The sequence below is a fragment of the Vagococcus lutrae genome, from assembly GCF_003987555.1.
Lineage (GTDB): Bacteria > Bacillota > Bacilli > Lactobacillales > Vagococcaceae > Vagococcus_A > Vagococcus_A lutrae.
Window position 1 is genome coordinate 65,272 of sequence record NZ_NGJW01000001.1, and the last position, 14,213, is coordinate 79,484.

Consider the following 14,213-nt stretch of genomic DNA (forward strand, 5'->3'; position numbering starts at 1 on the left):
CTTTTTTCTCTTTAAAGTCTCCTGTTGTATTAATATTTAATTTGCTTTAACATATTCACTTGCTTGGTTACCTGATTGACGTCCATAAATGATAATATCCGCAACGGCGTTACCACCAATTCTATTTTTACCGTGCAACCCACCTGTAGCTTCTCCTGCTGCATATAAGCCAGGTATCGCATGACCGTCTTTATCTAGCACTTCAGCATTCGTATTGATTTTCACCCCACCCATTGTATGGTGAATTCCTGGGGCAATCTTTATAGCATAAAATGGCGCTTGTGATAACTCATGTTCCATTCCAGTTGTTCGGTCAAATTCAGCGTCTTTGCCATCTTTGACAGCTTGATTCCATGTCTCAACTGTTTCCTTCAAAACATCTGGTTTTAACGCTAATGTTTTCGCTAAATCTTCTATTGTATCGCCTTGTTTCACTAAACCTTGTTCATCATAAAAATCAATCGCTTTGACACGGTCTCTTAATGACGCATCAAAGATTAAGTACGCTGCTTTTTCAGGTAAGGCAATAATCGCTGCTGAAACATTATCACGCGTTTCCAACTCGTTCACAAAACGTTTACCTTCATCCGATACTAAAATAGCTCCTTCACCGCGTACAGCTTCGGTAATTAAATAAGAAGTTTCTTGTTCGACTGTTGGATGAATTTGAATTTGTTCTAAATCCACGACTTGTCCACCCAGTTTTTCAATCATCTTAATGCCGTCGCCTTGACTGCCTTCTTGGTTCGTAGTGACAAATCCTTTTAAGTCAGGATTGTACTCTGAAACCATCTCCAAGTTTGCTCCAAAACCACCTGTGGCAACAATGACCGCTTTACTTTTAATCTCTTTTTCTTCTTTGTTGTTAAATGTCACTTTAGCACCTGAAACTTTGCCATCTTTTTCAATAATCTCTTTGACATCAGCATTTGTAAATAGTGGGATTTCGCGCTCATAAACATTGCGTTGTAAGCCATCTACTAAATATTGTCCTACAGCCGAGCCATCAGCTGGACGATGCGTACGTTTAACACTCATGCCACCGGTTGTTGTAATATTACTTAACTCGATTCCCAAACCATCTAACCAATCAATCGCTTCTGCTGAATGATCGACAAAGTAGCGTAACAATTCTTGATCGTTTGTTTCCTTACCACCTTTTAATGTCTCTTCAAAAAACAAGTCATTGTTATCTTCAATCCCTTGTTCCTTTTGATAATGCGTGTTGGATGCATTCATCCCAGCTGAAGCTTTCACCGTATTACCACCAGCTACTGGCATTTTTTCAAAAATGACAGGATTTAACCCTTTATCTTTTGCCTCAATCGCTGCTGACATCCCGCCACCACCAGCTCCTACTATGATGACGTCATAACTATCTTTTAATTCTTCTAAAGGTGTGCTTTGATGCTCAGAAGCACCTGAAACGGCTTCAGTTGTCGCGGTTTCTTTTTCCTTCGTTACCGCTGTTTCTTCTTTCTTAGCGCCACACCCCGCTAAAAGTAACGTTCCGGCTAAAAATGTCATGATCCCTTTTTTCCACTTCATTTGTTTTTCCCCTTTTCCTTTGTTTGCTTTTTCACAATAATAGTAACAAACTCAAATAAAAGTTTCAATTGTTTTTTTAGTGATGAGAAACAATATATGCTCGGTAGTAAAAAAGCGACACTAAAATGGCCCCACCTAGAATGTTTCCTGCATAAACGGGTAGCACATTACTTAATAAATCTATCCATGTATAATGCCCTTCAAAAATAGCAGCTGGAATAACAAATAAATTGGCGACACTATGTTGAAATCCAATAGCTACAAAGGTCATGACTGGAAACCAAATACTTAAAATTTTGTCACTAGCACTTTTAGCCCCGTAATTTAACCAAACCGCTAAACCTACAAACCAGTTACAACCAATTCCGGAAATAAACGCTTGTAATGGCGTGGCACTAATTTTAGCTCCTGCTACTTTAACAGTCTCTTCTAAATAAATACCAGTCCCTGTTAAACCTACTACATGCCCAAAGAAATAAGCGACAAATAAAGCCCCTAAAATATTGGCAAAGGTAATAACTGCCCAGTTATTCAATAACTCTTTTAAAGTAATTTTTTTCGCAAAGTAACTAATCGATACGGCCATCATATTTCCCGTAATAAGCTCACCACCTGCGAGTAATATCACAATCAAACCAATAGGGAAAACAGCTGCGCCTGCTAGTGACGCAATACTTGGTAGTGTTTCCGCAATCGAAGCTACTACACGAATATAAGCTAAGTAACCAAGTGAAATCATCGCTCCCCCGATAAACCCTAGAATCAGTTTAGCTTCTAGCGTTTTGTGAATTTTTTTGTACCCCATCTCAATCGTAATCTTTGTAATTTCTTCAGGCGTATGCATCTTTTTTCCTTCTTCCTTATAAATAGTGTATAATTTCACATATATTCATCAGTTAAAAGGTTACCAAAGCAAACGCCACCTGTCAATGCTTTCTCCTCATCGTTTCATCGTCCTTTTATAAAAAAGAGCAGAACGTTTTAACTTAACGTCCTGCTCAACTATTTAAAAGGCAACAGAGATGGTATCTCCATGTTCTTTCTCTAAAAATTCACGAACTGCTTCACTCGTCATCGCTTTTTTCAATGCTTTAATTTCAGCTGTATCTTGATTATCTTCACGCGCCGCTAAAATAATAGCAAAGCGTTCATCAATATTTGTTTCTAAAAATAACGCATCTTTTGGTGTTAAACCTATTTTTGCGATATAAGCTGGATAGTTATAGACAAGCGATACATCTTTCTCATCATAGGTTTCACTTAAGTTTAGTAAATCAACCGTTAACCATTCTAATTTTTTAGGATTTTCTTCTACATCCTTTACCGTTCCATTAAAACCTACGCCTTCTTTAAGTTTTATAATGCCTTCACTATCTAGAATAGCTAAAGCACGTCCTTCATTTGACTCATCGCTTGGAATGGCAACTTTTGATCCTTCAGGTATATCTTTTTTATCCGTCACATTCTTTGAGTAAAAACCTACCTTCGCATTATAAATCTTTTGAATCGCAACTAAATCCGCTTTTTTCTCTTCATTAAATTTATTCATAAAAGGCTCGTGCTGAGCGAAGTTAGCATCGACTTCTTTATTTTGTAACAGTTCATTGTACTGTTGATTATCATTGACTTGCACTAGTTGTAAATCATAGCCTTCTTTTTCCATTTCTTTTTGTGCCACTTTAATAATATCGACCATGGTAGGTAAGTGAGCGGCGATTTTAACCACTTGTGGCTCTTTCTTTTCGGCTGCTGTCTCTGTATCTGCTGTATCAGCTGCTTTATTTCCACACGCCCATAACCCTACTAAAGTAGCTGTTAAACCAATACCTAACCATAATTTTTTCTTCATCGTATCCACTCTCCTATTTTCTTTTATCTAATTGGTGAGCCCATCGCGTGCCTAGCCACTGAACGAGCATCACAAAAATAATCATTAAAACAATTGTTGTATACATCAAGTCATACTCATAACGCTGATAACCATAACGAATGGCAAAGTCGCCAATCCCTCCTCCACCAACAACGCCCATAACAGTGGAGTATGATACCATGCTAATTAAGACTGACGTCAAACTTAAAATCAATCCAGAACGTGCTTCTACTAGCAAAAAATGCCAAACAAACTGAACACCTGAAACACCTAAAGACTTGGCTAAATCCACTACCTCTTTTGGAACGTCTAATAACACTTGTTCAACTAAACGTGCGTAAATGCCAATCGACACAATTGATAAAGGAATCGCTGCTGCATAAACACCAAAAGCCGTTCCTAAAATCAGACGAGTCAACGGTATTAATGCGATGACGAGCAATAAAAATGGAAATGAACGCACGATATTCACATACGTATTTCCTAGTGTGGCAAGTAGTCGATTAGGGTAGCGACCATTTTGACTAAACAAATAGAGCCCTACTCCTAAAGGTAATCCTAAGAGAACCGCCATCAGTAAAGAAATACCTAACATTAAGCCGGTTTCTGTTATTGCTTTTGTCATTTCAGGTAAGAAGGTCACAACTTTATTAACGTAATCGGTCATCTTTGAAGTGCCTCCTTCGCTCGTTCATGAAAGCTTATTGGTGCTTTTTCTTTTTCATCATGATTGACTGTTAAACAATCAATCATACGTCCTTGCTCAAGGATATAGGCTTTATCACAAAGCACGCGAATGGCTTCAAAATCATGACTAATCATCACGAGCGTCGTCTGATACTCACTCTGTACTTTTTTTAATAGTGATAAGACTTCTTGCTTGTGATGCTCATCTAACGCGGAGGTTGGCTCATCACATAGTAACAATTTTGGTTGCGTGACAAGTGCACGTGCAATTGCCACCCGTTGTTTCTCTCCTCCACTTAAATCGCGAGGATACGCTTCTTTTTTATGAGTAATATTCACAAATTTTAAAAGCGCATCCAACTCTGTTGCTGACATTTTTTGACTCTTTTGCCATTTTAAAGGAAGTACAATATTCTCTAAAACAGTGCGATTATGCAACAAGTTAAAATGTTGAAAAACCATACTCATCTCTTGTTGTAATAAGCGTTTTTGTTTAGATTTAAGCTGAGATGTTTCTTCATTTAAAAAAGATAGCGAACCACTCGTTGGCTCTTCGACTAAATTCAAAATTTTTAACAAAGTTGATTTACCCGATCCACTAGGACCTGTAATGCCAATCGCCTCGCCCTTTTTAATACTAACTGTTATATCATCTAAAGCTGTTATTTTATTATCTGAACTTCCATATTCTTTTGTGATATTTTTCAATCGTAAAAGCAAACGATATCTCCTCTCTTTATTGTTTTTTCACACTTTCTATATTGTGCTTGAAACTGACGATTCTCGCAATTTATTCTAGTCGCTTTTACGTTTTTTTCTTGAAAGAGAATTCAAAAACATTGATAGTATCGGATTCTGTTATAAGCGCTGATAGAAAATAATAAAAAACACGTACAAAATTGTACGTGTTTTTTATTATTTGAGATAATCCCAAGTTTCGATTTGATAAGACATCTCCCAGAAATTCAATTCATATTGACTACTAATAAGGAAAGCTTCTTTCATTTTTGCTCGTGTTTCCTCTGAAGCTTGTTCAGCCAGACGGTCTACCAAGTCAATTTGTGTTTGGGTTACACTTGAAAAACCTTCACTATCATATGTTTCAATCCATTCTTGATATAAAGGAACAGGAGAACCTTTTTCCACAAACGTTTGACCTAATTCATTATACAGCCAGTAGCATGGTAGTAAAGAAGCTATGGCAGTTTCAACACTTCCAGTAAAAACATGACGGTAAATGTGATTGACATATTGATAGGCAGTCGGTGCAATAATCATTTGTTGATACTCTTCATCTGTAATGTTTAATGTTTCGAAAAACATATCACGAATATCAATTTCACTTGCTTGCAATCCAGCTTGACAACTCAGTTGAATCTCTCGTACCGTCTGGTTATCTGTTTTATCTGCTAACAATTCATGTGCTTTTGAAAAATGGATTAAGTAGTAACAATCTTGTAATAAGTAATAACGAAATTGTTTTTCTGTTAACGTACCAGCTACTAGCTCTTGCACGAATGGATGCTCGTGACTTTTTTTCCAAATAGGTTTCGCTAATGAATACAACTCTTCTGTGAATTTTGTCATGATTATTCTCCTTTTATTTTAAAATATTTACAAACGATTCTTTTGCTTTAACAGAGTCATCAATCAGTGATTGCTCTACCATCCAATCGATTAACGCTTGGTATTGCTCTTCACTTTGGTAGCCATAAGGTTCTGCTTCATCCCCCATTAAAGGTAGTAGCGTTTCAAGACTTTTCTTTTCAATCTCAGGGTCCAAAGGCGAGTCCTCATTAGCATGATCGAGTAAGACTTTCAGTGAAGCCTCTGGATTTTTTACAACCTCTTCTTGTCCACGTTTTACAGCTCGTAAGAATTTTTCTAACGCTGCTTGTTTATTTTTAACCGTTTTTTCACTTGCAACAAAGACTAATTCTTGTGACGTTGGTACACCGTAATCTTCTTGTAAAAATTGCTTGATTGGATAGCCTTCTTTTTCTAATAACGGTAATTCGTGATTGATGTAGCCCCCCATAATAGCGGAAACGCGATCAGTTGCGATAGCAGGTATTAAATCAAACCCAACATCGACAAACGATACTTTTTCCGGATCGCCCCCATCATTTTTAACCATGGCTTTTACAATCGCCTCTCGTACTTCAGATGAAGAGTAGCCGACTGTTTGTCCTTCTAAATCTTTTGGTGAAGTAATCTCACTATCTTTTTTCAACATCATTTGGTCTAAAGGACGTTGCACATTTGATGCAATTGCTTGAATCGGAATCCCCTCTGAACGTGATAATAATAATTGTGTTTGATAGCTACTTGCGATATCCACTTTATCAGCTGCCGCTAGTTTTAAAGGATCATTCGCATCGGAAGGCATATGAATCTCTACTTCGACGCCTTCGTCATCAAAATATCCTTTTTCTTTTGCTACATATATATTGCTATGCACCGCATTGGGATACCAATCCAACATAATCGAAACTTTATCTTTCGCTGACTCTGCCGCGCCCGTTTCATCTGTTGCCTCATTCTTATTTGCTCCACATGCAGTCAAAACCATTCCTGCTACTAATGTCATGCCTAATAAACCTAACCATTTCTTTTTCATTTTTTTCTTTCCTTTCTCCATCTAAAATAATATGTTTCGATTAATGTAATCATGCCAAAAAAAATCATGCCCGAAATCGAGAGTAATACAATGGCTGCGAAAACACCCTCTGCTTGTAAATTTCCAGACATTCTTCGCGTATAATATCCCAAACCTTGAGAAGCCCCTAGCCATTCGCCAATTGTTGCGCCAACCATCGCATAGATGACTGATAATTTTAATCCTGAAAAAAAATTAGGCATTGCGGAAGGCCATTGCAATTCTTTTAAAATCATCCAACGAGAAGCACCCATTGTTAAAAACAATTCGACTGCTTCAGAATCGGTTTCTTTTAATCCGTCGTATAAGCCAATGACGATTGGAAAAAAGGCCAGTAAAAATCCCATGCCCACTTTACTCCAAATGGTATAACCAAACCATAAGATAAAAATCGGGGATAACGCGATAATCGGGATGGTTTGCGAAATTAAAATAAACGGATAAAATAAGGTTTCAAAAAAGGGGAAAAGATACATGAGTAGCGCTAATCCTACTCCTATTAATAACGCTAGACTAAATCCCAAAAGCGTTTCAAAAAGTGTCATTGGTAAATGTTGACCTAATAAACTGACACTGTTATCTCGCAAAGCGTGTAAGACGCCACTGGGAGCGGGAATTATAAAATGCGGGATGACTTTTTGTCTAACGAGCCACTCGATAAGTCCTAATAATCCTAGAAAGAAAACCGTAAAAGGAAGATACCGTGTCCCTTTAAAATTCCGCATATCGTTTTAGACTCCCTTCTAACTGATGTCGTTCGGCTAGAAATTCAGCTGTGTATCGTAACTCACCCATCCGCGGACGTGCAAATGGGACATATATCTCCTCTGATTGTTTCTCTTCATGATCGAGCATAATAATACGGTCGCTAAGAAAAAGCGCCTCTTCTAAATCATGTGTCACAAACACAACTGTTTTATTTAATTCGGTAGTAATAGTTAACAACCATTCTTGCATGACTTGTTTAGTCATACTATCTAACGCTCCAAATGGCTCATCTAATAATAAGACATCTTGATTCGACATTAACGTTCGTAAAAATGCGACACGTTGTTGCATCCCACCAGATAACTCATGGGGATAGGCATTTTCATACTCAGCCAGTCCCGCTCGATTTAACCAGATTTTTAATTCTTCTTCAGTGATTGTTTTTTGACCTTTAATTCGATCGGATAAACAGATATTTTGCTTGACCGTTTTCCATGGCAGTAGTAGAGGTTTTTGAGGCATATAAGAGACCGCCCCTAATGTCACAGGTGTTTTCTGATAAAGAATTGTTCCACTGTTAGGTTCTAACAAACCCGCGATTAACTTTATCAACGTACTCTTACCACAACCGCTTTTACCAATCACGCTGATAAATTCACCAGGTTCAATCGTTAAAGATAAGTTCGATAAAATGGGACGTTCTTCATAAACAAAACTGATATCTTTTAACTCTAACATAAAATCTCCTTTCATTTAATTGACACTTTTGTTTGATTTGTCTATTATCTTCTGTTATGATGATGTCAACAAAACAAAAGGGTGGTTTTTTACATGAAGACAAAAAAATTAGTTTACACCGCCATGTTAATGGCAATCAGTGTAGTCGGAGGCAGTTTATTATCCTTTAACATCGGCATTGCAAAAGTTGCGCCCGTTCAACATTTTATTAACTTAATTAGTGCCGTCCTCTTAGGTCCTGGATACGCTATACTTCAAGCATTTGGCAGTTCCATTTTACGAAACCTACTAGGAACTGGTACACTACTTGCTTTTCCGGGTAGTATGTTTGGAGCAGGTTTAGCAGGTTATTTTTACCAACGTCACCAAAATCTTATCTCTGCTACACTCGGTGAAATCATAGGAACCAGTCTACTCGGTGGCACCACCAGCTTTTTCTTAGCGAAATGGCTACTCGGACTTAACATGCCATTTGGGCTACTCGTCCTTAGCTTTGCAGCGAGTACAGCTGTCGGTGCTTTAGCCGGATTCGCCTTACTGAAAATGGTCTGGTCACGCTTAGAACCTTTTTTCCAAAAGATTAGTTAAGCTTTAAATGAAACAGGTTATCTTAAACAGATAGCCTGTTTTATTTTTTTAGTGCCTTACGAAATGCCTGAATCGTTTGCTTTCGATTTTTGCTTTGCGTAATCGCTGAAATAAGAGCCACTCCACTGACTTCGTAATCCGCCACCTGGTAGATATTCGCTAATGAGATACCACCAATCGCGACCGCTGGCTTTCTCTTATCAAGTTGGTCGATTTCCGCTAGAAGAGATAGACCAACAGTTGGTTGTGCATCACTTTTCGATTGCGTAGGAAAAATCGGACCTACTCCTACATACGCTACACCGTCAATTTCTGCAGCTTCCTGATATTGACGAAGATTATTAGTCGATAAGCCTACCTCGATGCCAAACGGCGCAACATAGTCAAGTGTCTCAGCAATCGGTGTGTCGGACTGTCCCACATGCAAAGCATCCGCTTGGACTTCAATTGCTAAATCAATATCATCGTTAATAATAAATGGCACATCATAACGTTTACAAACTTCTTGACAGCGGCGCGCCATATCCAAGCGTTCATCAGGATTCGTCATACTCCCCGTTCCTTTTTCTCTATATTGAAAACAAGTAGCTCCTGCTTTTAACGCCTCTTCCAAAACATCTATCAGTTCTTCATTTGGCTGAATATCTTGCGTTCCTGCAATAAAATAAACTGCTAAAGCTTCTTGCCAATTAATCGTCATGTGATCTCTCTACCTTTCTATACGCCCAGTGATTAGTTGGACCATGTCCATGTCCGATACCTAAACCATCACGAATGGCAGCATCAATATAACGTTTCCCTACTTCGACCGCTTCTATCATAGTATGTCCTTTCGCAAGCTCTGCCGTGATACATGCGGAATACGTACAACCAGTACCGTGAGTGTCTTTCGTATCATAACGAGGCCCTCCAAACCAACGTACTTCTCCTTCCGATGTCACTAAACAATCACGTGCCTCATCATCATTTAAAGCATGCCCACCCTTAACAAGAACATTCTTACTTCCAAGAGCTTGAATCTTTTTGGCAGCATTTAACATATCCTGCTCGGTTTTAATCGTCATACCAGTAATCGTTTCTGCTTCAGGAATGTTAGGTGTAATGAGTGTCGCAAGCGGTACCATTTCTTCAATCATCGCTGATAATGACGCGTTTTCCATCAATGCTGCGCCGCCTTTAGCTATCATGACAGGATCTACCACTAAAGGTACATTAGGATACTGCCTTAAAAAATGAGCTATCTCGCGAATATAAGTTTCATCAGCTAACATCCCTGTTTTAATTGCACCTAGATTAAAATCATCAAAAACCGCTTCTAACTGCGCGCGAACACTTTCATGTGGTAATTTATCAATCCGATGAACCCCTTTTGTATTTTGCGCTGTTATGGCGACAATCACAGAAGTGCCAAAAACTCGACGCTCTTGAAATGTTTTTAAATCTGCTTGAATCCCCGCACCTCCACCACTGTCAGAACCAGCAATCGTACATGCTTGCGCTATCGTCATTTTAAGTCCTCCACTTCTATTTGTTTATAATAATCCGAAAGATTTTTACTATCATAAATCGCTAATAAATCGACAAACTCACGTACGAAACTACCTGGTAAGGAAACACTTTGTGCCGCCATACTTCCTACTTGACTGTACCAAGCATGCGCTTCTACAACTGCTAATAAACGTTCACTACTTTGAGGCGTGACACCGATAAAAGCGCCGCATACCGCACTTAATAAACAACCCATCCCAGTGACTTTTGTCATAAGAGGACTTCCCCCCATTACACGATACGTCGTTGTTCCATCACTAATCCAGTCAATTTCTCCACTAATCGCCACTATTGTTTGAAACTCACGTGCCACTGTGACAGCTAAATCTTGCAATGGATACACGCCTTCACCACTGTCTACCCCTTTTGCTTCCCATGGTACGTTCCCAATTGCTGCTAATTCTCCAGCATTGCCACGAATTAACGTCATCTTAACTTCTTCTAATAAACGTTTCACCACATCGCGACGATATTGACTTGCTCCCACACCAACCGGATCCAGTACGACCGGAATATTTTTTTGATTCGCTACTTTTCCAGCCACTAACATGCTTTCAAACGTTGTTTCCGTAATCGTTCCAATGTTTAAAACTAAACATGAAGCAAGTGAAACAATGTCCTCCATTTCAGCCTTTTCATACGCCATAATCGGTGATGCTCCTAAAGCTAGTAAACCGTTAGCAACTTGATTGGCTACCACTTGATTGGTCATATTATGAACCAAAGGCTGTTGTTCTCTTATTTTTGCTAATTGACTCAATTATTTTCCCTCCTTTATTAGAATAAAAAAACACCACTTCTCGCAGGAAGTGGTGTTGTAAACGCTTTATCAAGCGTTATTTAGTTGCAGTCTTTTGGTGATACATTGTCATGACTATCAAACATCCACATTTCCTACGCTGGTACTAACCAGATCAGGTCTAAGGGTCAGGATTTTTCATCCAATCTCAGCTTCAAGCACCCCTAGTGGTCTTTCTTATTCAATTAACTAAAAGATAACATGTTCTATATATAAGAGCAAGCTTTTATGTGAAAACTCTTACTCTTTGAAACTTTTTATACATCTACACTAACGACTATCCTAGAGAGGACGTGGTTTTAACTCCTTTTTATCGCTAGTCTACTTTCACAAAAAAGAACGCATAGTTTGGCTATGCGTTCTTTAACTTTAATACTTTAAGCTTCTTTTTCAATCAAATCTAAAACAGGATCTGCCTGTTTCTTGACCGTTTCTTCCGTCACAGTAACTTTCGCTATATCTGTGCGACTTGGAATCTCAAACATAATATCCATCATGACCGTTTCAATAATAGAGCGCAAACCACGTGCTCCAGTATTACGTTCAATCGCTAAAGCAGCAATCGCTTTTAATGCTTCTGGTTCAAATTCTAATGTCGTTTCATCTAACTCTAAGAGTTTAACATATTGACGAACTAAAGCATTTTTAGGCTCAGTTAAAATACGGACTAAATCATCCTCTGTTAGCTTTTCAAGTGCTGCCATGACGGGTAGACGACCGATAAACTCAGGAATTAAACCAAATTTTAATAAGTCTTCAGGAATAATGGCTTGCATTAAGCTTTCTGACTCATCCATTTTTTTAGTCGCTTTTCCAAAACCAATCACTTTTTCGCCTAGACGTTCTTTAACAATCGTTTCAATACCGTCAAAGGCTCCGCCAACAATAAACAAGATATTCGTCGTATCTAACTGAATAAAATCTTGTTGTGGGTGTTTACGTCCGCCTTGTGGTGGCACACTTGCAACGGTTCCTTCTAGGATTTTAAGTAACGCTTGTTGAACCCCTTCACCTGAAACATCACGAGTAATCGAAACGTTTTCGCTTTTACGAGCTATTTTATCGATTTCATCAATGTAAATAATGCCTCGTTCAGCACGTTCAACATTATAATCAGCAGCTTGCAAGAGCTTTAACAGAATATTTTCTACATCTTCTCCGACGTAACCTGCTTCTGTCAGACTAGTCGCATCTGCAATCGCAAACGGCACATTCAAGGTGCGGGCAAGTGTCTGTGCTAAAAAGGTTTTCCCTGAACCTGTTGGCCCAATCAAGCAAATATTACTTTTTTGTAATTCCACTTCGCCTTTTTCAGCCATATCCATATGTCCGATTCGCTTATAATGATTATAGACTGCCACAGACAAGACCTTTTTGGCCCGTTCCTGACCAATGACATACTCATCAAGAGCGGCAAGAATCTCATTCGGTTTTGGTACCTCTTCAAATTCTTGAACGGCTTCTTCATAAAATTCCTCGTCGATAATGTCTTTACACAAATCAATACACTCATTACAAATAAATACGCCCGGACCAGCTACTATCTTTCTTACTTCATCCTGTGATTTCCCACAAAATGAACAACGAACGGTACTCATATCGTCACTTGAATCATTATACATTTTCTGGCCTCTCTTTCACTCCGTCATGATTTGTTGCATGCATGTCGTAGGCACCTGATAAAGAAAAGAGCTGAAACATAGCTTGTAAGCCTGTTCCAGCCTCTTTACGGTTAATCAGATTTATGCTTCTTTCGCTGATTCTGTAATTAAATCTAAGGCTTTCTTCAAGACAATGTCATGTTCTAACATATCTTTAGATAAAGCATTACGAACTGCATCTACTTCCATACCATATGCTTCTGCTAATGACGTTAATTCTTTTTCTAAATCTTCGTCTGTTACTTCAAAGTTTTCAGCTTTAGCAATCGCTTCTACTACTAAGCTTGTTTTCACACGTTGGTCAGCATCTGCTTCATATTGTTTGTGTAAGTCAGCTTCTGTTGTCCCTGTGATTTGGTAGTATAACTCTGGTGTAATACCTTGTTGTTGCATGTTATTTAAGAAGTTTTCCATACCACGGTGTACTTCATCATGAACCATTACTTCTGGTAATTCTACAACTTCAGCGTTGGCAACTGCTTGCTCAATGGCTAATTCTTCAACGCGTTCTTTCGCCAAGTTTTCTTTCGCTTCTTCTAAGTCTTTGCGAACTTTTTCTTTATACTCTGCAAATGTTTCTACTTCTTCATCAGCATCTTTAGCAAAGTCATCATCTAATTCTGGTAATTCTTTTGTTTTCACTTCATGAACTTTCACTTCGAAAACAACCGCTTGACCAGCTAAATCTTCTGCTTGGTAGTCTTCTGGGAAGCTTAATTTTACTTCCACATCATCGCCAGCTTTAGCTCCAACTAATTGGTCTTCAAAACCAGGAATAAATGTGCCTGAACCTAACTCTAAAGAGTAGTTTTCAGCAGTCCCGCCGTCGAATGCAACGCCGTCTTTAAGACCTTTATAGTCAATAACGACTGTGTCGCCATTTTCAGCAGGTGCGTCTTCTTTTAAGACTAATTCTGCTAATGATTGACGTTTTTCTTCGATTGCTGCGTCAACTTCTTCTTCTGTTACGTCACGTTCTTGTTTTTCAACTGTTAAGCCTTTGTACTCACCTAATTTTACTTCAGGTTTTACTGTGACTTCAGCTGTTAAGACCCATGCGCCTTCAGCTTCCATTTTTTCAATGTTTAGTTGTGGTTGAGAAACTGGGTCAATCCCTGCTTCTTCAATCGCTGCTTCATACGCTGCTGGTAATAAAGCATTTAATGTATCTTCATATAATGCTGCTTCTCCGTACATTTTGTTGAAAACTTGACGTGAGATTTTACCTTTTCTAAATCCTGGAACACTGATGTTTTTCTTTACTTTATTGAAAGTTCTAGTTAATTCTGGTTGAATTAAATCTTGTGAAATTTCAAATGTTAATACACCGTCGTTGGTGCCTTTTTTTTCCCATTTGGCTGTCATGTTACTTTTCCCTCCACGTTTCTAATTACTTCATATTTCTAT

The 14,213-nt window shown here is 38.5% G+C and carries 15 protein-coding genes and 1 riboswitch; of the genes, 1 reads left to right on the plus strand and 14 read right to left on the minus strand.

Going from position 1 to position 14,213, the window contains the following annotated elements; genetic code table 11:
• Positions 1–36 precede the first annotated feature (36 nt).
• The 9 genes from CBF33_RS00350 to CBF33_RS00390 form a co-directional block, all read right to left on the minus strand.
• The gene (locus tag CBF33_RS00350; protein WP_126760654.1) at positions 37–1,548 is read right to left on the minus strand and encodes a flavocytochrome c; all 1,512 of its coding nucleotides are present in this window, start codon (positions 1,546–1,548) and stop codon (positions 37–39) included.
• Between the two features lie 76 nt (positions 1,549–1,624).
• Entirely contained in the window at positions 1,625–2,392 is a 768-nt protein-coding gene (locus tag CBF33_RS00355; protein WP_126760655.1) for a formate/nitrite transporter family protein, read from the minus strand.
• Between the two features lie 162 nt (positions 2,393–2,554).
• On the minus strand, positions 2,555–3,397 hold the full coding sequence (locus tag CBF33_RS00360; protein ID WP_126760656.1) for a MetQ/NlpA family ABC transporter substrate-binding protein: 843 nt from the start codon (positions 3,395–3,397) through the stop codon (positions 2,555–2,557).
• Between the two features lie 13 nt (positions 3,398–3,410).
• Complete coding sequence (locus CBF33_RS00365) at positions 3,411–4,085, minus strand: methionine ABC transporter permease (protein ID WP_126760657.1); 675 nt, start codon at positions 4,083–4,085, stop codon at positions 3,411–3,413.
• The gene (locus CBF33_RS00370) at positions 4,082–4,825 is read right to left on the minus strand and encodes an ATP-binding cassette domain-containing protein (RefSeq protein ID WP_126760658.1); all 744 of its coding nucleotides are present in this window, start codon (positions 4,823–4,825) and stop codon (positions 4,082–4,084) included. The genes CBF33_RS00365 and CBF33_RS00370 overlap by 4 nt, the downstream gene beginning before the upstream one ends.
• Before the next feature lie 195 nt (positions 4,826–5,020).
• A complete protein-coding gene (gene tenA, locus CBF33_RS00375) occupies positions 5,021–5,692 on the minus strand; it encodes a thiaminase II (protein ID WP_126760659.1) in 672 nt (223 codons plus the stop codon).
• A 13-nt stretch (positions 5,693–5,705) separates the two neighbouring features.
• Positions 5,706–6,725, minus strand: coding sequence for an ABC transporter substrate-binding protein (locus CBF33_RS00380; RefSeq protein WP_126760660.1), 1,020 nt, complete (start codon positions 6,723–6,725; stop codon positions 5,706–5,708).
• The gene (locus CBF33_RS00385) at positions 6,722–7,489 is read right to left on the minus strand and encodes an ABC transporter permease (protein ID WP_126760661.1); all 768 of its coding nucleotides are present in this window, start codon (positions 7,487–7,489) and stop codon (positions 6,722–6,724) included. The genes CBF33_RS00380 and CBF33_RS00385 overlap by 4 nt, the downstream gene beginning before the upstream one ends.
• On the minus strand, positions 7,476–8,210 hold the full coding sequence (locus CBF33_RS00390) for an ABC transporter ATP-binding protein (RefSeq protein WP_126760662.1): 735 nt from the start codon (positions 8,208–8,210) through the stop codon (positions 7,476–7,478). The genes CBF33_RS00385 and CBF33_RS00390 overlap by 14 nt, the downstream gene beginning before the upstream one ends.
• A gap of 93 nt (positions 8,211–8,303) precedes the next feature.
• On the opposite strand from CBF33_RS00390, the gene thiW reads away from it, so the two are divergent.
• Positions 8,304–8,798, plus strand: a complete 495-nt coding sequence (gene thiW / locus CBF33_RS00395) for an energy coupling factor transporter S component ThiW (protein ID WP_202585023.1) — start codon at positions 8,304–8,306, stop codon at positions 8,796–8,798.
• Between the two features lie 40 nt (positions 8,799–8,838).
• Here the strand turns inward: thiW and thiE are convergent, their stop codons facing one another.
• The 5 genes from thiE to tig all read right to left on the minus strand — a co-directional run bounded on the left by thiE (position 8,839) and on the right by tig (position 14,171).
• On the minus strand, positions 8,839–9,498 hold the full coding sequence (gene thiE, locus CBF33_RS00400) for a thiamine phosphate synthase (RefSeq protein ID WP_126760664.1): 660 nt from the start codon (positions 9,496–9,498) through the stop codon (positions 8,839–8,841).
• Positions 9,488–10,306, minus strand: coding sequence for a bifunctional hydroxymethylpyrimidine kinase/phosphomethylpyrimidine kinase (thiD, locus tag CBF33_RS00405; protein WP_126760665.1), 819 nt, complete (start codon positions 10,304–10,306; stop codon positions 9,488–9,490). Before thiD ends, thiE begins: the two co-directional genes overlap by 11 nt.
• Positions 10,303–11,106 (minus strand): hydroxyethylthiazole kinase, encoded by an 804-nt coding sequence (gene thiM / locus CBF33_RS00410; protein WP_126760666.1) that lies wholly within the window; start codon positions 11,104–11,106, stop codon positions 10,303–10,305. The genes thiD and thiM overlap by 4 nt, the downstream gene beginning before the upstream one ends.
• Positions 11,107–11,219: 113 nt before the next feature.
• A riboswitch (TPP riboswitch) is annotated at positions 11,220–11,321 on the minus strand.
• Between the two features lie 201 nt (positions 11,322–11,522).
• Positions 11,523–12,767 carry an ATP-dependent Clp protease ATP-binding subunit ClpX gene (gene clpX / locus CBF33_RS00415; protein ID WP_126760667.1) on the minus strand — a complete coding sequence of 415 codons (1,245 nt, stop codon included), beginning with the start codon at positions 12,765–12,767 and terminating at the stop codon, positions 11,523–11,525.
• 120 nt (positions 12,768–12,887) lie between these two features.
• Positions 12,888–14,171 (minus strand): trigger factor, encoded by a 1,284-nt coding sequence (tig, locus tag CBF33_RS00420; RefSeq protein ID WP_126760668.1) that lies wholly within the window; start codon positions 14,169–14,171, stop codon positions 12,888–12,890.
• Positions 14,172–14,213 lie beyond the last annotated feature (42 nt).